At 64.0% G+C, this 22,280-nt stretch carries 25 protein-coding genes; 11 read left to right on the forward strand and 14 right to left on the reverse strand.

The annotated features are described in order from the left end of the window. The 3 genes from EN943_RS19935 to EN943_RS19945 all read right to left on the reverse strand — a co-directional run. On the reverse strand, window positions 1-1,002 hold a 1,002-nt coding region (locus EN943_RS19935; RefSeq protein ID WP_127414295.1), incomplete at its 3' end, for a hypothetical protein. A gap of 312 nt (window positions 1,003-1,314) precedes the next feature. Further along, window positions 1,315-1,704 (reverse strand): cytochrome c family protein, encoded by a 390-nt coding sequence (locus tag EN943_RS19940; RefSeq protein ID WP_127414296.1) that lies wholly within the window; start codon window positions 1,702-1,704, stop codon window positions 1,315-1,317. 90 nt (window positions 1,705-1,794) lie between these two features. After that, window positions 1,795-2,406 carry a thymidine kinase gene (locus tag EN943_RS19945; protein WP_024504537.1) on the reverse strand — a complete coding sequence of 204 codons (612 nt, stop codon included), beginning with the start codon at window positions 2,404-2,406 and terminating at the stop codon, window positions 1,795-1,797. Between the two features lie 258 nt (window positions 2,407-2,664). Between EN943_RS19945 and EN943_RS19950 the strand changes: the two genes are divergently transcribed. The 3 genes from EN943_RS19950 (at window position 2,665) to choV (ending at window position 5,766) form a co-directional block, all read left to right on the forward strand. Beyond that, a complete protein-coding gene (locus EN943_RS19950; RefSeq protein WP_013529956.1) occupies window positions 2,665-3,600 on the forward strand; it encodes a choline ABC transporter substrate-binding protein in 936 nt (311 codons plus the stop codon). 133 nt (window positions 3,601-3,733) lie between these two features. Next, on the forward strand, window positions 3,734-4,588 hold the full coding sequence (choW, locus tag EN943_RS19955; protein WP_127257512.1) for a choline ABC transporter permease subunit: 855 nt from the start codon (window positions 3,734-3,736) through the stop codon (window positions 4,586-4,588). Continuing rightward, entirely contained in the window at window positions 4,585-5,766 is a 1,182-nt protein-coding gene (choV, locus tag EN943_RS19960; RefSeq protein ID WP_127414297.1) for a choline ABC transporter ATP-binding protein, read from the forward strand. The genes choW and choV overlap by 4 nt, the downstream gene beginning before the upstream one ends. 49 nt (window positions 5,767-5,815) lie before the next feature. Here choV and EN943_RS19965 read toward each other — a convergent pair whose 3' ends face one another. Beyond that, the gene (locus EN943_RS19965) at window positions 5,816-7,222 is read right to left on the reverse strand and encodes an ATP-binding protein (protein WP_127414298.1); all 1,407 of its coding nucleotides are present in this window, start codon (window positions 7,220-7,222) and stop codon (window positions 5,816-5,818) included. Further along, window positions 7,219-7,935 (reverse strand): response regulator transcription factor, encoded by a 717-nt coding sequence (locus tag EN943_RS19970; protein ID WP_127414299.1) that lies wholly within the window; start codon window positions 7,933-7,935, stop codon window positions 7,219-7,221. Before EN943_RS19970 ends, EN943_RS19965 begins: the two co-directional genes overlap by 4 nt. 229 nt (window positions 7,936-8,164) lie before the next feature. Here EN943_RS19970 and EN943_RS19975 point away from each other — a divergent pair, with 229 nt between their 5' ends. From EN943_RS19975 to clpS, 4 genes are all read left to right on the forward strand, one after another. Next, on the forward strand, window positions 8,165-8,467 hold the full coding sequence (locus EN943_RS19975; protein WP_127414300.1) for a hypothetical protein: 303 nt from the start codon (window positions 8,165-8,167) through the stop codon (window positions 8,465-8,467). Window positions 8,468-8,506: 39 nt separating this feature from the next. Then, complete coding sequence (locus tag EN943_RS19980; RefSeq protein ID WP_127414301.1) at window positions 8,507-8,740, forward strand: hypothetical protein; 234 nt, start codon at window positions 8,507-8,509, stop codon at window positions 8,738-8,740. A gap of 216 nt (window positions 8,741-8,956) precedes the next feature. Beyond that, window positions 8,957-9,322 carry a hypothetical protein gene (locus tag EN943_RS19985; RefSeq protein WP_127414302.1) on the forward strand — a complete coding sequence of 122 codons (366 nt, stop codon included), beginning with the start codon at window positions 8,957-8,959 and terminating at the stop codon, window positions 9,320-9,322. A 138-nt stretch (window positions 9,323-9,460) separates the two neighbouring features. Continuing rightward, a complete protein-coding gene (gene clpS / locus EN943_RS19990) occupies window positions 9,461-9,766 on the forward strand; it encodes an ATP-dependent Clp protease adapter ClpS (protein ID WP_127414303.1) in 306 nt (101 codons plus the stop codon). A 2-nt stretch (window positions 9,767-9,768) separates the two neighbouring features. On the opposite strand, the gene EN943_RS19995 is transcribed toward clpS, so the two are convergent. The 4 genes from EN943_RS19995 to EN943_RS20010 all read right to left on the reverse strand — a co-directional run bounded on the left by EN943_RS19995 (window position 9,769) and on the right by EN943_RS20010 (window position 16,726). Further along, a complete protein-coding gene (locus tag EN943_RS19995; protein ID WP_127414304.1) occupies window positions 9,769-11,847 on the reverse strand; it encodes a hypothetical protein in 2,079 nt (692 codons plus the stop codon). Between the two features lie 63 nt (window positions 11,848-11,910). Beyond that, window positions 11,911-14,733: a DUF4159 domain-containing protein gene (locus EN943_RS20000; protein WP_127414305.1), complete on the reverse strand. Its 2,823-nt coding sequence runs from the start codon at window positions 14,731-14,733 to the stop codon at window positions 11,911-11,913. After that, window positions 14,730-15,722 carry a DUF58 domain-containing protein gene (locus EN943_RS20005; protein ID WP_127414306.1) on the reverse strand — a complete coding sequence of 331 codons (993 nt, stop codon included), beginning with the start codon at window positions 15,720-15,722 and terminating at the stop codon, window positions 14,730-14,732. The genes EN943_RS20000 and EN943_RS20005 overlap by 4 nt, the downstream gene beginning before the upstream one ends. After that, window positions 15,722-16,726, reverse strand: coding sequence for a MoxR family ATPase (locus tag EN943_RS20010; protein WP_127414307.1), 1,005 nt, complete (start codon window positions 16,724-16,726; stop codon window positions 15,722-15,724). Before EN943_RS20010 ends, EN943_RS20005 begins: the two co-directional genes overlap by 1 nt. A 154-nt stretch (window positions 16,727-16,880) precedes the next feature. Between EN943_RS20010 and EN943_RS20015 the strand changes: the two genes are divergently transcribed. Genes EN943_RS20015 through EN943_RS20025 form a run of 3 tightly spaced genes read left to right on the forward strand, consistent with a single transcriptional unit; the run spans window position 16,881 to window position 19,404 of the window. Next, window positions 16,881-17,510 carry a DUF1285 domain-containing protein gene (locus EN943_RS20015; protein WP_127414308.1) on the forward strand — a complete coding sequence of 210 codons (630 nt, stop codon included), beginning with the start codon at window positions 16,881-16,883 and terminating at the stop codon, window positions 17,508-17,510. Next, window positions 17,510-18,142 (forward strand): CoA pyrophosphatase, encoded by a 633-nt coding sequence (locus EN943_RS20020; protein ID WP_127414309.1) that lies wholly within the window; start codon window positions 17,510-17,512, stop codon window positions 18,140-18,142. Before EN943_RS20015 ends, EN943_RS20020 begins: the two co-directional genes overlap by 1 nt. Further along, window positions 18,139-19,404, forward strand: a complete 1,266-nt coding sequence (locus tag EN943_RS20025) for a CCA tRNA nucleotidyltransferase (RefSeq protein ID WP_127414310.1) — start codon at window positions 18,139-18,141, stop codon at window positions 19,402-19,404. Before EN943_RS20020 ends, EN943_RS20025 begins: the two co-directional genes overlap by 4 nt. A 1-nt stretch (window position 19,405) precedes the next feature. Here the strand turns inward: EN943_RS20025 and EN943_RS20030 are convergent, their stop codons facing one another. From EN943_RS20030 to hemF, 3 genes are all read right to left on the reverse strand, one after another. Continuing rightward, window positions 19,406-19,591, reverse strand: a complete 186-nt coding sequence (locus tag EN943_RS20030) for a DUF1059 domain-containing protein (RefSeq protein ID WP_013529972.1) — start codon at window positions 19,589-19,591, stop codon at window positions 19,406-19,408. Between the two features lie 232 nt (window positions 19,592-19,823). After that, complete coding sequence (locus tag EN943_RS20035; protein WP_023809849.1) at window positions 19,824-20,084, reverse strand: DUF1344 domain-containing protein; 261 nt, start codon at window positions 20,082-20,084, stop codon at window positions 19,824-19,826. A 311-nt stretch (window positions 20,085-20,395) separates the two neighbouring features. Beyond that, window positions 20,396-21,310, reverse strand: a complete 915-nt coding sequence (gene hemF / locus EN943_RS20040) for an oxygen-dependent coproporphyrinogen oxidase (protein ID WP_127414311.1) — start codon at window positions 21,308-21,310, stop codon at window positions 20,396-20,398. Window positions 21,311-21,425: 115 nt separating this feature from the next. On the opposite strand from hemF, the gene EN943_RS20045 reads away from it, so the two are divergent. Further along, window positions 21,426-21,683, forward strand: a complete 258-nt coding sequence (locus EN943_RS20045; RefSeq protein ID WP_127414312.1) for a hypothetical protein — start codon at window positions 21,426-21,428, stop codon at window positions 21,681-21,683. Between the two features lie 6 nt (window positions 21,684-21,689). Here the strand turns inward: EN943_RS20045 and EN943_RS20050 are convergent, their stop codons facing one another. Beyond that, on the reverse strand, window positions 21,690-21,890 hold the full coding sequence (locus EN943_RS20050) for a hypothetical protein (protein WP_127414313.1): 201 nt from the start codon (window positions 21,888-21,890) through the stop codon (window positions 21,690-21,692). A 43-nt stretch (window positions 21,891-21,933) separates the two neighbouring features. Beyond that, the coding region (gene soxR / locus EN943_RS20055) for a redox-sensitive transcriptional activator SoxR (protein WP_127414314.1) at window positions 21,934-22,280 on the reverse strand (347 nt) is incomplete at its 5' end.

Consider the following 22,280-nt stretch of genomic DNA (forward strand, 5'->3'; position numbering starts at 1 on the left):
GCGCTGGATGTCGGCGGTGGCGACCATGTTCTTCTCGTGCATCTCGAGCAGGTCGCCGATGTGCTTTTGCGAAGCAGCACCGATGCCGGCCATGGTTTCCTCGGCGGTGTTGTCGACCTGGCTGCCCAGTGTGTTGATCTTGTGGGCGACGTCCTGCTGAGCTGCGGTCTTCAGCGAATCTTCCAGCGCCTTGTAGAGTACGATGCGCTGCTCGGTATCGATGGTCAGCTTGTTGATCAGCGTCGATTGCGCGGCGATCTGGTTGTTGAGCGAATCGACAAAGGTCTGGAACATCGAGGTGTAACGCTCGAGCGTCTGGCTCTCGGCCAGCAGTTCCTGCTCCTTGGCCTGCTTTTCGTTGTATTCCGTCGCCAGCTTGGAGCGTTCGCCTTCGAGCTGCGTGCGGTCCTTCTGGCTGGTCGAAGCGGCGATCTTGTTTTCGATGTCGAGCAGCATCGGGTTGAGCTCCTCGATGCGCTTCTGCACGGCTTCGAGGTTGGTCATGGTGGTCTTGCGGCGCTCGATCACCTGCGACAGGCTGGTTTCCGAGGTCTTGTAGCGCTGGTCGAGGACCTCTTTCTGCGCCTTCAATATGCCGACGATGGTGTCGGATTTGACCAGCAGTTCCTGCAGATTGCCGGCCAGCGACATGTTGCGGACGCGGTCGGTGCGCATGCGCTGCTTGCTCTGGCTGGAGAAGATACCGATGAACTTTTCCCAGCCGGTGTAGTTCTTCATGCTCTCGAACTCGGAGCCGAAGACGTTGGTGGCGTCCTCCAGGCCGATGATCAGGTCGGCAATGTTGCCTTCCATCACCTTCTGCTGCTTCAGCACATCCTCGATGCGGGCGTTCTCGAGGTCGAAATTGGCGTCGCCGATCTTCTTGTCTGATGTGGCGAGCGTATCGAGCATGGTGCCGGACTGCTCGATCTTGGAGCGCATGTCCTGCACGACCTGCTTGGTCTTGGCAATTTCGGCGTCGAAATTCTGCAATGTCGCCATTGGGGCCTCCCGCTTCGGCATGACGTCGCTGGTCGCGAACAGCGGCGAATATATGTGGGGCATCGGGGGATTGAAAGACGCGAAGACAAGGGCGGCGTGAAAACAAAAGAATCCATCAGGGTCTTGAAAGCCAGTGAAGGCGGGGGGCCTGGCGTGATTAGCTTGCCGGCCAGCCATAGTTCAGCTGTCATTGAACTTTCATGCGGCAAGGCGATGGTGCACGGGTGCCTTTGTATTCGGCGAACCACTGAAGCAATCACGGCCGCGATATGGGACGCGAAAGCCGGCTTTACAGAGCTGACGAACAGCGGATCAGGGCTTGGGATCGGCCTTCAGATAGGCGATGACATTGGCGATGTCGTCGTCATTGGTCAGGCCGCCGAAGGCCATCTTGTTGCCGGGCACCTTCAGCTTGGGGGCCTTGAGATACTCAGTAAGGTTTGCCTCGTCCCAGACCAGTCCGCCGGATCCTGCACTCTTCATCGCCTCGGAATAGTGGCCAAGAAAACTCTCGGCGCTGCCGGCGGTGCGGCCAACGACGCCCAACAGATGCGGACCGACCTTGTCGCGGTCGGTGGCTGCTTCATGGCAGGCGATGCACCGGTTGAAGACTTTCTTGCCCAGGGCAGGATCACCGCCGGCATGGGCGACGAGCGAGGTGGCAAGGAGAAAAATGCTGGCGGACGAAGCGGCTCGAAACATGGCTGACCCCGGAGAGCTCTGGCTGTCGGCCTTATAGGGCCGAGGCCTTAAGAAACGCTGCACCGGGCCGGGTCAAGGCCGCCGGGGCCGTCAGCCCTTGATAAAGCCGATGAAATCGTCGGGCGCGGCGCGGCCCATCTCTTCCTCCCAGTGGCGGCGGCAGAGCGAGACATAGACGTCCTTGCCGATCGCCACCTGCTCGCCCTGGCGCGCCACCTTGCCATCGGGGCCGAGGCGTACGACCATCGTCGCCTTGCGGCCGCAGCGGCAGATGGTGCGCACTTCGCGTAAATCGTCGGCGATGGCCAGCAGTGCGCGCGAGCCGGAAAACAGCTTGCCCTGGAAATCGGTGCGCAGGCCGTAGCACATGACCGGGATGTTCAGCCGGTCGGCGATGCGGGCGAGCTGCCAGACCTGCTCTTCCTCCAGGAACTGCGCTTCGTCGACGAAGACGCAATGCACCGACGTATGCGCGTGATGATCGGCGACGCGGGCGAACAGATCGTCGCCATCGCGGAACATCTCGGCTTCGGTCTCCAGGCCGATGCGCGACGAGATCAGGCCTGTATCGCCCTTGCGGTAGTGGCCGGCGACGAACAGCATCGTGCCCATGCCGCGCTCGCGATAATTGTAAGAGGCCTGCAAGAGCATCGTCGTCTTGCCGGCGTTCATCGTCGCATAGTGGAAGTAAAGCTTGGCCATGCCGCTCTTTTAAGCCGACTTGGCCTGACACGGGGAGGGGCGGTCAGCCGCATTCCCCTGAAAAAGCCGGCCCATCTTCGAAAAAACCGTCCGGCACGGCAAAAGCGCCTGATGTGTCGCTGATTGGCCAGCCCGCGCCGTTGATCGTGATTGCCTTAATGCTTGAAACCACACCAGAATGGTGTTTGGCTGACGAAACAAGGCGGGCAGAGAAACCGTAGCTACGCTTCGCCAAAGAATCACAATGGGAGACTGTCTATGTCGCGTATGAACTCTTTCGTCGCCGGCCTCGGCCTGGCGGCTTTTTTGTCCACCAGCGCTGCCTACGCCGGTGATCCGGCAAGCTGTAAGGCGGTGCGCCTTTCCGATGTCGGCTGGACCGACATCCAGGCGACGACCGGCGTCGCCTCCGTGCTGCTGACCGCGCTCGGCTATGAGCCGCAAACGATCCAGCTGTCGGTGCCGGTGACCATGGCGTCGCTGAAGAACAAGGATCTCGACGTGTTCCTCGGCAACTGGATGCCGTCGATGACCAACGACATCAAGGACTACACCGCCGACGGTTCGGTCGAGACGATCAGCACCAACCTGACCGGCGCCGGCTACGGCATCGTGGTGCCGACCTATGTCGCTGACGCCGGCGTGAAGTCGCTGACCGACATCGGCAAGTTCAAGGACAAGTTCAACGGCAAGATCTATGGCATCGAGGCCGGCAATGACGGCAACCGCATCATCCTCGACATGATCAAGAACCCGAAGGACAATCTCGAAGGCTTCGAGCTGGTCGAATCCTCGGAAGCCGGCATGCTGACGCAGGCCGAGCAGTCGATGAAGAACAATGAATGGATCGCCTTCCTCGGCTGGACGCCGCATCCGGTGATGGGCGCCATGAAGATCACCTATCTCGACGGTATGGGCGACAGCGGCTTCGGCGCCGCCACCGTCTATACCAATGTGCGCAAGGGCTACACCACCGAATGCCCGAACGCCGGCAAGTTCATCGCCAACCTGAAGTTCAACCTGGACATGGAAGGCGAGATGATGGACGCGATCCTGAAGGGCGGCGACGCCAACACGGTTGCGACCGATTGGCTCAAGAAGCACCCGGATGCGGTTGCCCCGTGGATCGCCGGCGTGACCACCTTCGACGGCGGCGACGCTGCCGCCGCCATCAAGACCGCGCTCGGAAGCTGAGCCGACTGAATTCGGCAAAGCCGAACCAGGAAGGGCAGCCATCTTAGAAAAGGCTGCCCTTTTTCATATCCTGTGACAAGATGACGGCAGTCGAGGCCGAGGGCAGGGCGGTCTCCTGCATGAGAGGGGCGATATGGATCCGATTTCGAAATTCATGGTCGATCACAAGATTCCGATCGGCGCCTGGGGAAAGGCCTTCTTCGGTTTCCTCACCGACAATTTCGACACTGTGTTCAGGGCCTTTTCGAACGGCCTCAATTTCCTGCTCGACGGGCTGGTCGGCATCCTTTTGATGGTGCCGCCGGTGCTGCTGGCGCTGATCATCGCTGTTATCGCCTGGCTGCTGCAACGCTCGCGGCCGCTTGCCATCGGTGTCTTTCTCGGCCTGATCTTCATCATCAACCAGAACCTTTGGAAGCAGACGGTGCAGACGCTGGTGCTGGTCGTGGCGGCCGCTGCCATGGCCATGGCCATCGGCGTGCCGCTCGGCATCTGGGCCGCGCACAAGCCGAAGGTCTACCGCATCATGCTGCCGGTGCTCGATCTCATGCAGACGCTGCCGACCTTCGTCTACCTGATCCCGGTGCTGACGCTGTTCGGCCTCGGCAACGCGCCCGGCCTCATCGTCACCATCATCTTCGTCATCCCAACCGCGGTCAGGCTCACGCATCTGGGCGTCGTCTCGGTGCCGAAGTCGATCGTCGAGGCCGGCGAGGCTTTCGGCGCCACCAAGAGCCAGTTGCTGTGGAAGGTGGAACTGCCGTCGGCGCTGCCCACCATCATGGCCGGGCTGACGCAATCGATCATGCTGTCGCTGTCGATGGTGGTGTTTGCCGCACTGATCGGCGCCGGCGGTCTCGGCACCGAGATCAACCGGGCGCTCGGCTCGCGTCGCATCGACCTCGGGCTTGAGGCGGGCCTCGCCATCGTCGTTTTGGCCATCGTGCTCGACCGGATGACCCGCATCGCCGTTGGAGGCAAGAAATGACCGTCGCCGTCGATTTCAGGAACGTCGATATCGTCTTCGGCGCCGACCAGGCCGGATCGCTGAAGATGATCGACGCCGGCGCCAGCCGCGCCGAGATCCTCGAAAAGACCGGCAATGTACTCGGCTGCGCCGGGGCCAGCCTGACCGTGAACGAGGGCGAGATCTCTGTGCTGATGGGCCTCTCCGGTTCGGGCAAATCGACATTGCTGCGGGCGGTCAACCGGCTCAACGTGGTGTCGCGTGGCCAGGTTCTGGTCAAGGATGGCGACAAGACCGTCGACGTCGTCACCTGCGACGAGGCGACCTTGCGGCGACTGCGGCAGAAGCAGGTAGCGATGGTGTTCCAGCAGTTCGGCCTTTTGCCCTGGCGCACCGTGGAGGAGAATGTCGGCCTCGGCCTCGAACTCGCCGGCGTACCGGAAGCCGAGCGCAAGGAGCGCGTCCATCGCCAACTCAAGCTGGTCAATCTCGACCAGTGGTCGAAGAAATACGCGCATGAGCTGTCGGGCGGCATGCAGCAGCGCGTCGGCCTGGCCCGGGCCTTCGCCACCGAGGCGCCGATCCTGCTGATGGACGAGCCGTTCTCGGCGCTCGACCCGCTGATCCGCACCAAGCTGCAGGACGAATTGCTGCAGCTGCAGGCCGAATTGAAGAAGACCATCATCTTCGTCAGCCATGACCTCGAGGAGGCGCTGAAGATCGGCTCCCACATCACCATCATGGAGGGTGGGCGCATCGTGCAGACCGGCGCGCCGGAGGACATCGTGCTGCGGCCCGCCAACGACTATGTCCGCGACTTCATCGCCAATGTGAACCCGCTGTCGGTGCTGACCGCCTGGAACGTGATGCGCGACCGTCGTGATCTGGAGCACGGCAAGGACGGCTGGGTGTGGCTCGACCGCCGCAAGACGACGCGCTTCAAGATCGACGATCACGGGCTGGTGGCGGCCGCCGAACGCGACGGCAAGCCCGCAGTCTGGGTGTCGTGCGCCGACGTCGAAGGCCAATCCGAGGAAGCCGCGCAAGTATTCTGGGCCAACCCGGGCACGTCGCTGAAAACCGTCATGCTGGCCATGCACCGTTCGCAGACAGCACCCGTGGCGCTGTTCGACGATCAGTCGCGCTTTGTCGGCGCCATCGGCATCCGCGACGTGCTGAGCGCGGTGCTGAGAAGGTAGGTTCTTCGGAACTCAACATCGACGAGGCGGCGACCAATCGCGCCTCTTTTTAAGCCGCCAACGGCAGGCGCAGTTGCGTCAGCAGGCCGCCGCCCGGGTTGTTGGACAGGCGGATCTCGCCGCCGGCGGCGCGCGCGATGTTGCGGGCGATAGTCAGGCCGAGCCCGAGACCGCCGGTCTGGCGGTTGCGCGACTGTTCGAGGCGCACGAACGAACCGAACACGGCGTCGATCTGCGCCTGCGGTATCCCAGGCCCTTCGTCGCGGATGGTGAGCAGGATCATGTCTTCCGACCGGCGCAGCGAAAGATGCGCCTTCTTGCCGTAGGTGACCGCGTTCTGCACCAGATTGGTGACGCAGCGCTTGAGCGCGACCGGCCGCGCCATGCAGATCAGCCCGCGCGAACGGGTCTCGTCGTCGAACGACACGTCGTCATAGCCGTCGGCGATCGATTCCACGAGCGACCAGAAATCGATGCGTTCGTTCTTTTCCTCGGTCACTTCGAAGGTGGCGAAGTCGATCACCGAGCTGGCGATGCTCTCGACATCGGCGAGGTCGTGCGCCAGCGCCTCGCGGACCGCCGATTTGCGCAACAGCTCCAGGCGCAGGCGCATTCTCGTCATCGGCGTGCGCAGATCATGGGCCAGTGCCGCCGCCAGATGTTCGCGGTCCTCGACATATTCGCGCAACCTTGCCTGCATGGCATTGATGGCCTTGGCGGCGGCACGCACCTCGCGGCTGCCGCTCTCGGCGATCGGCGGGCTCTTCAGATCCTTGCCGATCCGGTTCACGGCGGTTTCCATCATCCGGTAGGGCGCCGTCAGCCGGCGCAGCGACCAGATGGACATGATCACCACCAGCCCTGCGATCAGCGAATAGAGCGGCAGGCTGTCGAAACTCAGGATCGGGCCGACGGGCGTGATCGGCTCGGTGAAGTTCAGCCATTGGCCGTCGGCAAAGCGCAGCGAGGCCGTCAGCTTGTCGCTCTGGGCGAAGTCGGCGGCCAATACCAGAAGGTCGCGCTCGACCTGGCCGATGTCGGGTCCCGGCGTCGTGCCGTCCGCGTCATCGGCCTCGCGCGTCGCCGGATCGCGGCGCACGCGTGCATCGGTGATGCCGAATTTCGACAGCCGGCCGACGAGGATGTCTTCGAGTTCGGCCAGTTCGTCGTCGCCGGCGATCGACGAAGTGACCGCCGGCGTGTCCGAAACGGTGAGTGCGTAGGTGGAGTTGAACAGGCCGCTCGCCGTCGCCTTGCGCTCGTCCGGACTGGCGTCATGCATGAGCTGCACCAGCGAGAAGGCACGGTCGTTCAGCCGGTAGAGGTCGACGACGTCGTTGGCGGCGGCGCGATCGCGCGACACGATGTAGAGGGTCGCGACTTGGCTGATCAGCAGGCCGGCAATGACGATCAGCAGCACCCAGACGGGCAAGGTCTGCGGCAGGAAACGTCTCATTCGGAGGTCGTCTCGGGCAGGAACTGGTAGCCGCCGCTGCGCACGGTCAGGATCAGCTTGGGCGTCTTCGGGTCGTCTTCCATCTTGCGCCGCAACCGGCTGACCAGGATGTCGATGCTGCGGTCGAAGGAATAGTCGCTGTCGCCGCCGGACAGTTCGATGAGCTGGTCGCGGGTCAGCACGCGCTGCGCGCTCTTGACGAAAGTCTGCAGCAGGTTGAATTCGGCCATGGTCAGCTCGACCCTGACATCGTCGGGTGCGATCAGCCGGCGCCGAGCACAGTCCATTGTCCAGCCGGCGAAGCGGTAGATCTGCTTGGTGGAGGCGCGCTTCGGCTCGGCGGCGCCATTGCGCCTGAGCACGGCGCGGATGCGCGCCAAAAGCTCGCGCGGGTCGAAGGGTTTGGGCACATAGTCGTCGGCGCCCATTTCCAGGCCGACGACGCGGTCGGTCGTCTCGGTGACGGCGGTCAGCATGATGATCGGCGTCGAATACTGGGCGCGCAGGTCGCGGCACAGCTCCAGCCCGCTTTTGCCGGGCAGCATCACGTCGAGGACGATGAGATCGACCTGCGTGCGGCGCAGGATGGTCTCCATCTCGATGCCGTCGGCGGCAACAGAGGTGTGCAGGCCCCGCTTCTGGAAGAATTCCTGCAGCAGGTCGCGGATACCCTTGTCGTCGTCGACGATCAGTATGTGTGCGTCGGATTTCACAGCAGCCCTGTCATTGTTGCCAAGCCCTTCTGTCGCAACCCACACGATAGAATTCAGGCCATATGTTGGCCAGTGGCTATGATGGGTTCACACCGGCTTTCTCAGACACAATCCAGAAACAAAATTCTACAGTTCAGAAAAACTCCTGAAAAATTTCAAGGGCATAACTGGTCTCGTGGCGGTCAGGTCATCGGCTGCGACGCTAGTCTCCGGGTTTACGGATAAACCGATGCCAAGGTTGTCGATCAGTTTGTTGGGTGCGTTGCTGGGCTTCTGCCTGGTCACTGCCGCTGTCGGACAATCGGACGCAAAGGTGACGCTCACAACCCGGACCGAACGGTGCGCCAATCTCAGCCACCAATTTGATGAAGCCCTCGAAACCCATGCCACGGCAACGCAGGTCACCGCGGCAAAGGCACTTCAGAGAAAGGGCAACCGGTACTGCGCCGCCAAGAAACAGGCGCAGGGCATCCGGATGCTCGCCAATGCTTTGAAGCTGCTTGGAGTGACGCCGAACGACCCGGTTCAGTAACACTCCGAAACTTGACCCGCATAAAAAGGAAACGAAGCCATGAAAAAGTCCATCCTCTCCGCCACCGGTCTCGCCGTCGCTCTCGCCTTCGCGATGCCGGCTCTCGGCAACGCCGCCGCCACCACGACCGCTGCTCCGGCTGCTTCGACGACCACCGCTCCGGCGACTGCCGCTCCGGCCAAGGCTGCTCCGAAGAAGGTCGTCAAGAAGACCGTCAAGAAGCACAAGAAGGCTGCCGAGAAGGCCATCAAGAAGGACGCCCCGAAGACGTAATAAGGTCCGGCACAAAATGCCGGCCTGTTGACCAAGGCCGCTCCAGCTGGTTTCGGCTGGAGCGGCCTTCTTCCTGTCCGAGCCGCTGAAGCCCTGACATTGGCGATGAAGCGGGTCGATGGGTTCAACGGATCTTTGGCGAAGTCTGGCACCGGCAGCTTCCGCCTCTACTGACATTTAACCCGTTTGCAACGCCGGCCGTGTAGGACAATCCGCATGAAGAAGCGGCTTTCGTCCATTTTGCGCTCGATGGTGATCGGCGGCCTGGTTGCCACCGGCGTCGCCAGGGTGCTGATCCTGTTCACTGCCAGCCCGGTGCCTGATCCGGCCAGTGGACGCACCGAGCCTTCGCTGTTCGCGCCGGCGATTTCCACCAACTGGGACTACATCACGCCGGCACAGACCTGGCTGCTGGTCGTGCTGACCGGCGCGACGCTGATCTGCGTCGCCGCGTGGCCGATCGCGACCTGGCTGGAACGCCGGGCGGATGCCGGCGGAAACCGCTTTCGGTCCGATATACCGCCCGCTCCGGCCGTGCGGCAGATTCCCAGCCGCCGCATGTTCGGCCGCCAGGACCGTTGAACGGCAGCCGACACTTTCCCACATAGTTGCGAATGGCCGCGCCCGCGGACATCGGCTTTGCGCGTCGATCGAAATAGACGGCCGCTTTGGCTGGTGCCAGAATGATGGTCGCGTCGCTTTCGCAAGTTGTTGGTTCAAATGCCTGAAATCACCACAAAACCGCGCGTCCAGGTCAAGCCGCAGGTCGAACGGCCAAAGCTCTACAAGGTCATCCTCATCAACGACGATTTCACGCCGCGCGAATTCGTGGTGACGGTGCTGAAGGGCGAGTTCAAGCTCAGCGAAGACCAGGCGCATCGGGTGATGATCACCGCGCATCGGCATGGCGTCTGCGTGGTCGCCGTGTTCACCAGGGATGTCGCCGAGACCAAGGCGACGCGTGCCACCGATGCCGGCAAGGCCAAGGGCTATCCGCTGATGTTCACGACGGAGCCGGAAGAGTAGTCCTACCGTCCCTCGCGGTACCACATCGAACCCATCGCCAGAAGCAGCAGGCCGAGGCCGAGGAAGCCCCCGAACAGCGGCACGCGCGAGACGGCCTTGAGCACGCTGTCGTCCGTCGTGCGCAGTCCGATCCAGTCGTTGCCCGACGCGGCCCCAGCCGAGCGCACCGGCACGATGGAGGGCAGCGTCACGTCGCTGCCAAGGGCTGTGGAAGACGCCAGCCGGCGCACGCTGCCGCCGGTGGCTTCCGCCGGCGCCTTCAGCCGGTTTTCGGTGGAAATGACGTCGGCGAATTCCGGTGCGTTGACCGGCCCGACATGGGCAAGCGCGGTGAGATCGCCATTGGCGACCTGGTAGAGCCCGATCTCGCTGGTCTCGACGCTGCCGAGGAAGACCCCGGGCTCGGCTTTGTCGAGCTTGACCGTCAAGGTTTTGCCGGACGGAGTGATGATCTGCGCGGCGCCGGGATCGTCGGCCATCGTCTGGCGGCGGATTTCCAGCACCATGCCACGACCATCGGCGGTCAGCCGCTCCTCCTCGAGCTCCGGCTCCTTCATCAGCCAGTGCGCGATGCGCCGATAAAGCTGGACATGCGGGCCGCCGCCCTCGAAGCCGCGCGCCCACAGCCAACCCTGATCGGACAGCAGCATGCCGACGCGGCCTTCTCCCTTGCGGTCGAGCAACAGCAGCGGCCGGTTGTCGGCGCCCTTCATCACCACTTCGCCTTCCGGGTTCTGCACGCCTATGGTGCGGAACCAGCGGCTCCAGTGCGGCGGCTCGGTGGCAGAGCCATCCAGCCCACGCGTCACCGGATGGCGCTGGCCGAGTTCGGTGAGGCGCGGATAGAAGGCCTTGTCGACAACTTCGCCGGTCGGCATTGCCGGCAGGGCCGCCATCAGCGGCGTGCGCGCGATCGAGCTTTCGCCGGCATATTCGGGGCCGGCCGCGATCAGCAGCGCGCCGCCCTTTTCGACATATTCGGAGATGTAGTCGTAGTAGAGGATCGGCAGCACGTCGCGGTGCTGGTAGCGGTCGAAGATGATGAGGTCGAAATCCTTGATCTTCTCGACGAACAGTTCGCGGGTCGGGAAGGCGATCAGCGACAATTCGTTGATCGGCGTGCCGTCCTGCTTTTCCGGCGGCCGCAGGATGGTGAAATGGACAAGATCGACCGAGGCGTCGGATTTCAGCAGGTTGCGCCAGGTACGCTCGCCGGCATGCGGCTCGCCGGAGACGAGCAGCACACGCAGGTTCTCGCGAATGCCGTCGATCAGTGCGATGGCGCGGTTGTTGGTGTCGGTCAGCTCGCCCGGCTCACGATCGATGGCGAGCTCGACGATGTTGCGGCCGGCGCCCGGAATGGTCACCTGCAGCGGCATGGCCTGGCCAACGGTGGCGTGCTCGACCGCGACCTGTTCGCCATTGACCGAGACGCGCACATCGACCGGGCCGGTTTCGTTTTCGGTCGAGATAACGCGGTAGGTCATGTCGAGCGGCTTGCCGACAAGGCCGAAGCGCGGCGCGTTCTCGAAGCGGATGCGGCGGTCCTTTTCGTGGTCGTTGCCGGTGATCAGGGCATGCAATGGAGCGTTGAAATCGGGGGCGCCGGCGGGTGCGTCATGCACCTCGCCATCGGTGATCATGATGGCGCCGCCGATGCGTGACGGCGGCACGTCGCGGAAGGCGCCTTCAAGCGCGCCGAACAGCCGCGTCTCGGTGCGCTCTTCGGCGGCCTCGGATTTGCCGGCCTCGACGACGCGCACGTCGAACTGCTTGAAGCGGCCAAGCCGCTGCTGCAGCCCGGCCAGCGCCTCGTCGGTCTGCTTGGTGCGGTCGCCGATGTCTTGGCTCTGACTGCGGTCGACGACGAGGGCGACAACGCTTTTCAGCGGCTCGCGCTCCTCGTTGAGGAACACCGGGTTGAACAAAGCGGCGGCGAGCGCCAGAAGGGCGATGAAGCGGAAGACCGAACCGCGCTGGCGAAACCACAGGCCGACCAGCGCCAGCAACGCCAGCGGCACCAGCGCCAAGGCCAGCAGTGGCCAGGAGATCAGCGGTTCGAAGGAGATCGACCAATTCATCTCTCACCCTCCCTCTTGTTGGGAGGGTTTATCCGCGACCGGAGGGCACCAAACAAACTCATCTTACTGCCCCAGCCGTTCGAGCAGTATGGGCACGTGCACCTGGTCGGATTTGTAGTTGCCGGTCAGCATGTACATCATGATGTTGACGCCGGCGCGCAGCGCGTAGACGCGCTGCATCGGGTCCGCCGGTACGGTCGGCAGCAGCGGATCGCCATTCTCGTCGACCGCCCAGGCGCCAGCGAAATCATTGGCGGTGATCATGATCGGCGAGACGCCATCGCCGGTACGCACCGGCCGGTTCTCGGCATTGCTGGCGTCGAGCGACGCCTCGACCCACAGTGGGCTGCCGGCGAAGCGGCCGGGGAATTCGGGCAGGATGAAGAAGGATTTGGTCAGCACGTGGTCGGAGGGCACCGGCTCCAGCGGCGGCACGTTGAGGTTGCCGAGGATGTCGCGCAGCCGCTCCGTCGCCGGGCTGGTCGAATCGGCGCCGATGCCGTTGGCGAACTGGTCGCGGGTGTCGAACAGCACCGTGCCGCCCTGCTGCATATAGGCGTCGATGCGGGCGATGGCGGCCTGGCTCGGCATCGCGGCGGCCGGATCGATCGGCCAGTAGATCAAGGGATAAAACGACAGCTCGTCCTTCGAAATGTCGACACCGGCCGGCGCGCCCGGTTCCAGTGCCGTCTTCTCGACCAGGAAGCGGGTCAGGCCCTCAAGCCCGGCGCGGCTGATCGAATCGTCACCCGGCACGCCGGTCAGCACATAGGCAATGCGGGTCTTCGAAATCGCCTCGATGGCCACCTCGTCTCCCGGCTTGGCGTCGTCGGCGCGGGCACGGTCGGCATGACCGAACAGGCTACCCAGCGCAATAAGGACCGCTGCGGTGGTTGCCACGGCACCGGCGCGGCGCGGCCGGCGTGAAAACAGGCCGCCGATCCAGAACACCGCCAGCGTATCAAGCAACATCAGCACCAGGGCGGCCGCGACCAGCGCGCCCTTCAAATTGCGCGATTCGTCAAAGGCATACTGGATCAAGGTGACGGGAACAGTGATTTGCGGGCGCGCCAGCGGGGCCAGCGTGCTGTCGGCTTCAAGCAGATTATGGGCAAACACACCGGTCTCGGAACCATAGAGACCGGGCGGGTTTTCAAAAGTCACCGGCAGCGCGCCGGCGCCCGGCACCAGCGGCCGTGCATCCGGCGTCGGCGGCACCAGCGAACCGTCGGCTGCAATCATGCGATAGGGCGCCAGCGACGCCGCGGCGGCTTCGGCATTGGCGATGGCCGCGCCCTGGTTGCGCGACAGCTGCACGATGCGGCGCAGCATCTCGACGAAGCTGCCCGAGATCGGCAGGTTCGACCAGGTTGCCTCTGGGGTGACGTGGAACAGCACCAGCGTGCCCTTGCCTTTCTTCAGTCCGGTGACCAGCGGCGTGCCGTCGGCAAGGGCCGCCCAGGTGCGCTCGACGATGTCGGGTGTCGGTTCGGCCAGCACCTGCCTGGTGACGGTGACTTCGGTCGGCGGGGCGAGATCGGCGAACGGGCCGGCCTTGGGGAACTCGGTGACCGGCTGCGGCGACGTCCATGACAGCGCGCCGCCGAGCGAACGCTCGCCGGTGCGCAGGCGGACCGGCAGCAAATCGTCGTCATTGCCGGCGGCGGCCAGCCGCGATCCGGCGAAACGCACCAGCGTGCCGCCATTGTCGACCCAATCGACAAGTCTCTGCCGGACCTGTCCGGGAATGGTGCCGATATCGGCCATGACGATCATTGCGGGCTTCTGGTCGAGGATCTGCGGGATGGCGTCGGCAAGATCGGCGCTGGAGGGTTCGACCAGATCGGCGAAGGGCTGCAGCGCGCGCCTGATGTAGTAGAGCGGCGACAAAAGCGGCTGCGCCTGGTCGGCCTCGGCCTGGGACAACAGCCCGACGCGGCGGCGCTTGGAGCTTTCGTCGAGGACGCGGACCGCACCGGCCTGCCGCTCGCCGTCGAGCGCGATCGAAGCGAAGTCGTTGCGCAGCTCGAACGGCACCGCCATGGTGCCTGTGGCGGTGGTTTCGCCAGGCGAAAAGGTCAGCGTCGCATCGGCGATGCGGCGGCCCTTGTCGTCGAAGGCGCCGGCGGTGACCTGCGCCGGGGCAGGGTCGCCCGGCGCGCGGATGGCGGTCAGCGCAAAGCCGTCGACCTGGTTGTCGGCGGCGGTCAGGCCCGTCAGCAACAGCCTATCGGCGGTTGCCCAGACGACACGGGCGGCATTTTTCGACAAAAGCGTGTTGAAGGCGGCCTCGTCGCCTTTTGCCGCCAGGCCGTCGGCAAGCACGGCGACACTGGCCCCGGGCAAGGTCTCCAGCACGCCGGCGACGCGGGCATAGACGGCGGGCCGGTCGGTCGGGATCGGCCGCGGCTTGGCGGCGCGCAGCCGGTCAAGGGCGGTGGCGGCATCGAACGGGCCGATCTCGGCATTGGCCTTTTCGGCGGTGAAGGCGATGACGACCGGCACGCCATTGGAGCCGGCGTCGTTGATCAGCCGCTCGGCGGTGGCGACGCGTTTGCCCCAGTCGGCGGCACTTGCCCAGTCATTGTCGATGACCAGGGCAAGTGCTGCACCCTCGGCCGGCAGCTTTTCGCGCGGATTGAAGACCGGGTCGGCCAATGCGGCGACGATGAGCGCCGCCATCAAGAGCCTGAGCAGCGTCAGCCACCACGGGCTCTGCTGCGGCGTCTCCTCGCGCTTCAGCACGCGGGCCAGGATCTTCAGCGGCGGGAAGATTTCGGTCTGCGGCTTGGGCGGCGTCAGCCTGAGCAGCCACCAGATCACCGGCAGAGCCAGCAGGCCCCACAGCACCATGGGGGCGCCAAAGGAAAGCGGCAGCCAACTCATGCGACAGCCTTTCCGGCACGACCGCCAAAGGCGGTCGGCCCTGGCTGATCGCCACTGGCGATCATGCCGGCACGACCGCCAGCGGTCTGCCTGACCGAGGGGCCATCAGTGGTCATCGCCATGTGCAGCCGCACCAGCGCGTCGGAAGCGAGCCGATCGGTGTGGTTGACGGTAAAGCTCCAGCCAAGCCGTTTGCACCAGGCCGCCAGTTCGTGGCGGCGGGCGGCGTAGAGCAGGCGATACTCATCGCCGAGCATTTCGGCGCGGCCGGCGGTCAGCTTGTCGCCGGTCTCGGGATCGGTGAATTCGGTGCGGCCGGCATAGGGGAACGTCTCCTCGGCCGGGTCGGCGACCTCGATCAGGTGGGCACGCACGCCGTGCCGGGCCAGCACGTCGAGCCAGGCCATCGTCTCTTCGACGGGATCGAGGAAGTCGCTGACGATGACGATGTCGCAGAAGCGCCTGATGTCGGACAAATCGGGTTTTGCCGGCAGCTCGCCAGCATGCATCAACTGGGCGGCAATGCGTTCGGCGCCGTTGCGGGCGGTGAACGGGTCGGTGAGGCCCGGCCAGGCGATGCGCTCACCGCTGCGCGACAACAGCTCGGCCATGGCCAGCGCCAGCACCAGAGCGCGTGATTGCTTGGAAACGCTGGCGCCGGTCGATTTGTAGAGCATCGACGGCGAGGGGTCGGCCCACAGCCAAACCGTATGGGCGGCTTCCCATTCGCGGTCGCGCACATAGGTGTGGTCGTCGCGGGCCGAGCGGCGCCAGTCGATGCGCGAGGAATCACCCTCGACATAGGGCCGGAACTGCCAGAAATTTTCACCGATGCCGCGCTTGCGGCGGCCATGCCAGCCGGCGATCACGGTGTTGACGATGCGCCGCGCCTCGACCAGCAGGTCGGGTACCAGCGAGGCCCGCAACCGGCCACGGGCGAGCGCGTCACGCGTCGCTGCCGGAGCCTGGACCTCGCCGATGCGCGGCATCAAATCCCTTTCACGAGTTTCGCCACCACGTCACGCACGCTGGTGCCTTCGGCGCGGGCGGCGAAGGTCAGCGCCATGCGATGCTGCAGCACCGGCTCGGCCAGCGCACGGACGTCGTCGACCGAGGGCGCCAGCCGTCCGTCGTAAAGCGCGCGCGCCCTTGTGCACAGCATCAGCGCCTGGCTGGCGCGCGGGCCGGGACCCCAGGCGACGTTCTTGTCGGTCTCGGCGTTGCCTTGGCCCGGACGCGCCGAGCGCACCAGCGTCAGGATCGCCTCGACGACGCTTTCCGGCACCGGCATGCGGCGGATCAGCGTCTGGATCTCCTTCAGCCGCACCGGCTGCAGCACGTTTTGCGCTTTCGCGTCTTCGATGCCTGTGGTTTCCAGAAGGATGCGGCGCTCTGCCTCGATTTCGGGATAGAGGATATCGACCTGCATCAGGAAGCGGTCGAGCTGAGCCTCGGGCAACGGATAGGTGCCTTCCTGCTCCAGCGGGTTCTGGGTTGCCAGCACGTGGAAGGGCGCCGGCAGGTCATAGCGGGCGCCGGCAATGGTGACGTGGTATTCCTGCATGGCCTGCAGCAGTGCCGACTGGGTACGCGGCGACGCGCGGTTGATCTCGTCGGCCATCAGCAGCTGGGCGAAGATCGGCCCGGAGATGAAGCGGAAGGAGCGTTTGCCGGTCTCGTCCTGCTCCATCACTTCGGAGCCGAGGATATCGGACGGCATCAGGTCCGGCGTGAACTGGATGCGACGCGAATCGAGGCCGAGCACGATGCCAAGTGTTTCGACCAGCTTGGTCTTGGCGAGGCCCGGCACGCCGACCAAAAGCGCATGGCCACCGGCCAGCAGCGCCACCAGCGTACGCTCGACGACGCTTTCCTGTCCGAAGATGACCCGGCCGACCCCGTCGCGGATCCGGGAGATGTCGGCAAGCGCCTTTTCGGCCTCGGCGATCATGTCCTTTTCGCTGATCGGGCTTTCCTTGACCATCACGCTCATGCCGCATCGATCCTTGTGGTTGGAATACCATGGCTGGAACAACGGCTGCACCATACCATAAGTTGCCGCGATTCGGCCTCGCGTGGCGCCTATGTCGAAACTTAAATCACAGACTTAGGCTGACAAGCGGAACAACAGTGACTATTTCGTGACCATGACGGGACCCTTGGGACATCGTGAAGAATGCCTGACTGATGCCACCGAGGCACGTGCTCTCGAGGCGCTGATCTCGCGCGCCGCCCGTGCCGGCAAGGGCGCGGCACCTGTCGAACGTTGGAATCCCGACTTCTGCGGCGATCTGGACATGGAGATCAAGGCCGACGGCACCTGGTTCTATCTGGGCACGCCGATCGGGCGCATGCCGCTGGTGCAGCTTTTCTCCTCGGTGCTGCGCAAGGACGCCGATGGCAGGACCTATCTGGTGACACCGGTGGAAAAAGTCGGCATCCGCGTCGCCGATGCGCCGTTCATCGCCGTCGAAATGGACGTTTCGGGTAGCGGCGAAGCGCAGACCATCACCTTCCGCACCAATGTCGGCGATGTCGTCGAAGCGGGGCCGGAACGGCCGTTGCGCTTTGTCGATGAGGACGAGACCGGCGGATTGAAGCCCTATGTGCTGGTGCGTGGCCGTCTGGAGGCGCTGGTGGCGCGGCCGGTGATGTATGAACTGGTCGGGCATGGCGAGGAGGTCGAGATCGGCGGCAAGACGATGTTCGCGGTGCGCTCCAAGGGCGCCGTGTTTCCTATCATGCCGGCGGACCAGTTGAAGCGGCTGAGTGCGTGATGGACCAGGTGACGCCGGCGCCGTTTTCATCCGCGGATTTTCGCGCGCGCTTTGCCGTGCAGCCGGATGCGCATGCCGGCGACGATTATGGCGATCATCGCTTCAACCCCGGCCATCCGCGGCTCGACCAGAGCAAGGCGCTGCGCAATGCCGCGGTGCTGATCCCGGTGGTCGATCATGAGGGTGATGCGACGGTTCTCCTGACCAAACGGGCCGAAAAGCTGCGCAGCCATTCGGGGCAGGTGGCTTTTCCCGGCGGCACCATTGATCCGACGGATCCGAGCCCTGAGGCGGCGGCGCTGCGCGAGACCTTCGAGGAGATCGGGCTTGGCCGAGACCGCATTGAGATCATCGGCCGCATGCCCGACTATGTGGCCGGCAGCGGCTACCGCATTGCTCCGGTGCTGGGCATCGTGCGGCCCGGTTTCCAGCTGACGCTCAACGCCGACGAGGTCGATGCCGCCTTCGAAGTGCCGCTGCGCTTCCTGATGGACCCGGCCAACCACAAGCGCGACAGCCGCATGTGGAACGATCTCGAATGGTTCTTCTACGATATGCCTTATGGCGACCGGCGCATCTGGGGCGTCACCGCCGGCATCATCCGTACGCTGTATGAAAGGCTCTATGCGTGAGTGTCTCGATCGCAGGCAGGGCTGATTGGCTCACCGACAAGCATCTGCAGCGCCTGCTGTTCGCACTGGCCGAAGGCGGTGAAGAGGCGCGAGTCGCCGGCGGCGCGGTGCGCAACACGCTGATGGGCCAGCCGGTCGCCGACATCGACATCGCCACCACCTGCCTGCCGGAGGAAACCCTCCGGCGCGCCGAAGCGGAAGGCTTCAAGGCGGTGCCAACCGGCATCGAGCATGGGACAATCACCGTGGTTGCCGGCGGAAAACCTTATGAAATCACCACCTTGCGCGCCGATATTGAGACCGACGGGCGGCGCGCGAAAGTGTTGTTCGGGCGCGACTGGAAGCTAGATGCCGAGCGGCGCGACTTCACCATCAACGCGCTCTACGCCGGGGCCGATGGCAAGGTGGTCGACCTGGTCGGCGGCATTGCCGACATCGAGGCACGCCGGCTGCGCTTCATCGGTGACCCGGAAGCGCGTATTCGCGAAGACTACCTGCGCATCCTGCGCTTCTTCCGCTTCTTCGCCTGGTACGGCGACGGACGGCCGGATGCCGAAGGGCTGAAAGCCTGCGCCCGGCTTAAGGAAGGGCTGGCTCAGCTTTCGGCCGAGCGCATCTGGTCGGAACTGAAGAAGCTTTTGTCGGCGCCCGATCCGTCACGGGCGCTGCTCTGGATGCGGCAGGCAGGTGTCTTGACCGCAGCGCTGCCGGAAAGCGAGAAATGGGGCATCGATGCCATCCATGGGTTGGCCAAGGCCGGGAAGGATCTGGGCTGGGCACCCGACCCGTTGCTCAGACTGGAAGCGATCGTGCCGCCCGATGCCGCTCGCATGAAGACGCTCGCCGAGCGGCTCAAACTCTCGACCGCTGAAGCGGATCGCCTGCGCCACTGGGCGCTTGCCACCGCCGTCGAGCCGAAGACGACCGAGGGCGAACTGGCGAAAAGGCTCTATCGCGGTGACCGGCAGGGGTTCGTCGACCGTCTGCGGCTGTCGCTTGCGGCAGCAAGGGTGCGCGCCGTCGAGGACAATGAGGCGCTGCTCGAAGCCGGTGGCTTTTCGCGCCTGCTTGCCTTCGCCACCAAATGGGAAAAGCCGTTGTTTCCGCTGAAAGGTGCCGATCTGACGGCGCTCGGCGCAACTCCAGGCCCGAAACTCGGCGAAATCCTCAGGAATCTCGAAGCGGAATGGGTCGAAGCCGGGTTTGCCCCTGATCGCGACGCGCTCCTCAAGCGCGCCGCCGAAGCCTTGAGGGCCGGGTAGATCAGGCTGCGTCGCGGGTCTTTTCGATGCGCGAGCGGATCGCCTCGATCATCGTCTCGCGGATGACCGTCTCGCCATGCGTCTCGCGCATGTGCTCGACGGCACGGCGCATGACCTCGGCCTCCTCGTCGGCACGCGTGTGCCAGTCACAGCCGGGCACGAGCGACCCGCAGTGAAATTCCTTCATGAGATTTCTCCTTTTCCTCCGTGGAGCCTGGTCGAGGCTCCGGTACTTTTTTGCTGATGGTCCGGTTCCAGGGTTGAATCCACGGACCGCGAGCGGAAGAACAGCATAACACAGATGGGGCGGCATTGGTTGCAGTCAACGGCGAAAAGGCGGAGCAGCCCTGCTCCGCCCTCTTGACACTACCCCCAAACAGGACCGGATATCGTCTCATCCTGCTCTGGCGGGCAAGCCATCATTTTGCGACCTTGACGGCCTCGGCGACCTTGTTCTTGCCTTTCATATCCCATGAGACGCGGACCTTTTCACCGACCGTCAGGCCAGGATCCTTGAAGGTCTTGGGAAGCGTAAAAGACGATCCATCATCGAGGACCAGGCTCATGGCCGTCGTGTCAAAGGTCTTGATCGTCCCGGTGGTGTGCTTGACGGCGGCGAATGCTACCGAACCGGAAGCGAGAAGGGCCGCGGCGGCAGCCGAAACAATGATCTTGCGCATTGCGAAGTACTCCTGGAAAGGCGGGTATCTTTTTGACGAAGATGTCCCGCATCGTCTTGGGCCGTCCGGTCGCGTCGGGTCGCGGCTCGCTTTGTCTTGACGCAATTCCGATCGGAAAGCCGTTTCGCACTTTCCTGGAATTGCGCGCAGGCGAACCGCCGGCGCTTCCCGACCCGGCGCCACAAATAGACCAGTCTTTTCAACAGCCTATTAGACGAAAAAGAAATTTTGCGCCGCACCGTGTGCCACATTCCATGCCCATTTCGAGCGAATGGGACATCAATGCGACTCACGCTGCGCTCACCATTTTGTTACGGCCAGCGAACCTCGGGCGGCAGGCTGGAGAGAATGGACGCGACATTGCCGCCGGTCTTCAGTCCGAAGATGGTGCCGCGATCGTGAAGCAGATTGAATTCGACATAGCGGCCGCGGCGGATGAGCTGTTCGTCACGGTCGCCATCGGTCCAGTTCTCGTTGAAGTTGGCGCGCACGAGGTGACCGTAGACGACGAGAAAGGAGCGTCCGACATCCTGGACGAAGTTGAAATCGGCATTCCAGCCGCCTTTGTCCTCACCCGAATGCAGCCAGTCGAAGAAGATGCCGCCGGTGCCGCGCGGCTCGTTGCGGTGCGACAGATAGAAGTACTCGTCGCACCAGGCCTTGAATTTCGGGTAATCGGCCACCGCGACATTCTTCTCGCAAGCGAATTGCATGGCGCGGTGGAAGGCGATGGTATCAGGGTCGTCCTGAGTGCGGCGGCGATCGAGCACCGGTGTCAGATCGGCGCCGCCGCCGAACCACTGGCGCGAGGTGACGACCATGCGCGTGTTCATGTGCACGGCTGGAACGTTGGGGTTCCAGGGATGCGCGATCAGCGAAATGCCGGATGCCCAGAAGCGCGGGTCTTCCTCGGCACCGGGCATCTGCTTCCTGAATTCGGGCGAGAATTCGCCATGGACGGTCGAAGTGTGGACGCCGACCTTTTCGAAGACGCGGCCGTGCATCATCGACATGGTGCCGCCGCCGCCGCGCCCCTCGTCACGTTCCCATGGCGTCTTTTCGAAGCGGCCGGGCGACCACGAGGCCAGCGGCCCGCCAAGATCCTGCTCGATCTGCTCGAAGGTGGCGCAGATGCGTTCGCGCAGCGCCTCGAACCACAGCCGTGCCTTCATCTTCTTCTGTTCGATGTCGGCGGGCAGCCCTGCCGGTATTTCAGGTCGTTCCAAGTGCCGTCTCCGGTTGCGGGGCGGTGAGTCGACAAAAGACTCGTCTTTTCCGGGCGCGATCCCTAATCTCTTAGGGGACAGGGTCAAGTGTCATTACGGTGCAAGGAGTTGTTTCGTGCGCACCCCGGCAAGACCGCCGCTGGATGGCCTGAAGAAGAGGCTCGACCAAAGCCGGGCCGAACACGCGCGCATGCCGCGCGATGGTTTCCTGCGCGAGACCTTCGTGCTGCCGCGCTCCGATGCCCGGCTCAAGGCCAAGGAATGGTTCGAGCGCTTTCCCAAGCAAGCCTACTGGACCGAGATCGAAAGCTGGTTCGAGCGGCCGGGCGACCTGATCGAGTTCACCATCAGGCGGTTGCCGGTGGCGGATTAAGGGATGTCACGAGAAAAATAGGTCGCGCAATTTTGGAGAATCCAAGATCAGGTTCTCGCCGAGTAGCTTGCCGAATTTTTCAAAGCCCATTTTCCGCGCCTCATCGAAGCTCAAGGACGTATAGAGCGTTGGCATGCCGCCGGAGTCGACCCGATAGATCGTAATGAGCTGTGTCTCTTCTTCTGGTTGAATTAGATGTCCCAGCACAGGCGTTTCCTTCCATATCGCCTCATAGTCGCACTGCTTCCATTCAGGTTGCAACCAGCCGTCTCGCGCCGGTGCCTTCCCTCGACAGCCGGTCGCCCTTGTTGCGCAGCGGGCATTTGTCGATCGACATGCAGCCGCAGCCGATGCAGTCGGTCAGCCCGTCGCGCAGTTTCTTCAACTGGGCGATCTTGTGATCGAGCCCGTCGCGCCAGGCGGTCGACAAAAGGTTCCAGTCATCGCGCGTCGGCGTGCGGCCTTCTGGCAGCGATGCCAGGGCTTCACCGATCTCGGCCAGCGAGATGCCGACCTCCTGCGCCACCTTGATGATCGCCACGCGCCGCAGCACGTCGCGGCCGTAGCGGCGCTGGTTGCCCGCCGTGCGGTGGCTGC

This window comes from Mesorhizobium sp. M7A.F.Ca.US.006.01.1.1 (assembly GCF_003997935.1).
GTDB lineage: Bacteria > Pseudomonadota > Alphaproteobacteria > Rhizobiales > Rhizobiaceae > Mesorhizobium.

Coding starts and splice junctions, on each gene's coding strand:
- EN943_RS19995 (WP_127414304.1), bottom strand. CDS start 11,847: ATGAATTGGTCGATCTCCTTCGAACCGCTGATCTCCTGGCCACTGCTG.
- EN943_RS20035 (WP_023809849.1), bottom strand. CDS start 20,084: ATGCGCAAGATCATTGTTTCGGCTGCCGCCGCGGCCCTTCTCGCTTCC.
- EN943_RS20000 (WP_127414305.1), bottom strand. CDS start 14,733: ATGAGTTGGCTGCCGCTTTCCTTTGGCGCCCCCATGGTGCTGTGGGGC.
- EN943_RS20030 (WP_013529972.1), bottom strand. CDS start 19,591: ATGAAGGAATTTCACTGCGGGTCGCTCGTGCCCGGCTGTGACTGGCAC.
- EN943_RS19950 (WP_013529956.1), top strand. CDS start 2,665: ATGTCGCGTATGAACTCTTTCGTCGCCGGCCTCGGCCTGGCGGCTTTT.
- EN943_RS20020 (WP_127414309.1), top strand. CDS start 17,510: ATGGACCAGGTGACGCCGGCGCCGTTTTCATCCGCGGATTTTCGCGCG.
- clpS (WP_127414303.1), top strand. CDS start 9,461: ATGCCTGAAATCACCACAAAACCGCGCGTCCAGGTCAAGCCGCAGGTC.
- EN943_RS19940 (WP_127414296.1), bottom strand. CDS start 1,704: ATGTTTCGAGCCGCTTCGTCCGCCAGCATTTTTCTCCTTGCCACCTCG.
- EN943_RS19965 (WP_127414298.1), bottom strand. CDS start 7,222: ATGAGACGTTTCCTGCCGCAGACCTTGCCCGTCTGGGTGCTGCTGATC.
- EN943_RS20005 (WP_127414306.1), bottom strand. CDS start 15,722: ATGCCGCGCATCGGCGAGGTCCAGGCTCCGGCAGCGACGCGTGACGCG.
- choW (WP_127257512.1), top strand. CDS start 3,734: ATGGATCCGATTTCGAAATTCATGGTCGATCACAAGATTCCGATCGGC.
- EN943_RS19980 (WP_127414301.1), top strand. CDS start 8,507: ATGAAAAAGTCCATCCTCTCCGCCACCGGTCTCGCCGTCGCTCTCGCC.
- EN943_RS19975 (WP_127414300.1), top strand. CDS start 8,165: ATGCCAAGGTTGTCGATCAGTTTGTTGGGTGCGTTGCTGGGCTTCTGC.
- EN943_RS19945 (WP_024504537.1), bottom strand. CDS start 2,406: ATGGCCAAGCTTTACTTCCACTATGCGACGATGAACGCCGGCAAGACG.
- EN943_RS19985 (WP_127414302.1), top strand. CDS start 8,957: ATGAAGAAGCGGCTTTCGTCCATTTTGCGCTCGATGGTGATCGGCGGC.
- EN943_RS20015 (WP_127414308.1), top strand. CDS start 16,881: ATGACGGGACCCTTGGGACATCGTGAAGAATGCCTGACTGATGCCACC.
- EN943_RS20010 (WP_127414307.1), bottom strand. CDS start 16,726: ATGAGCGTGATGGTCAAGGAAAGCCCGATCAGCGAAAAGGACATGATC.
- choV (WP_127414297.1), top strand. CDS start 4,585: ATGACCGTCGCCGTCGATTTCAGGAACGTCGATATCGTCTTCGGCGCC.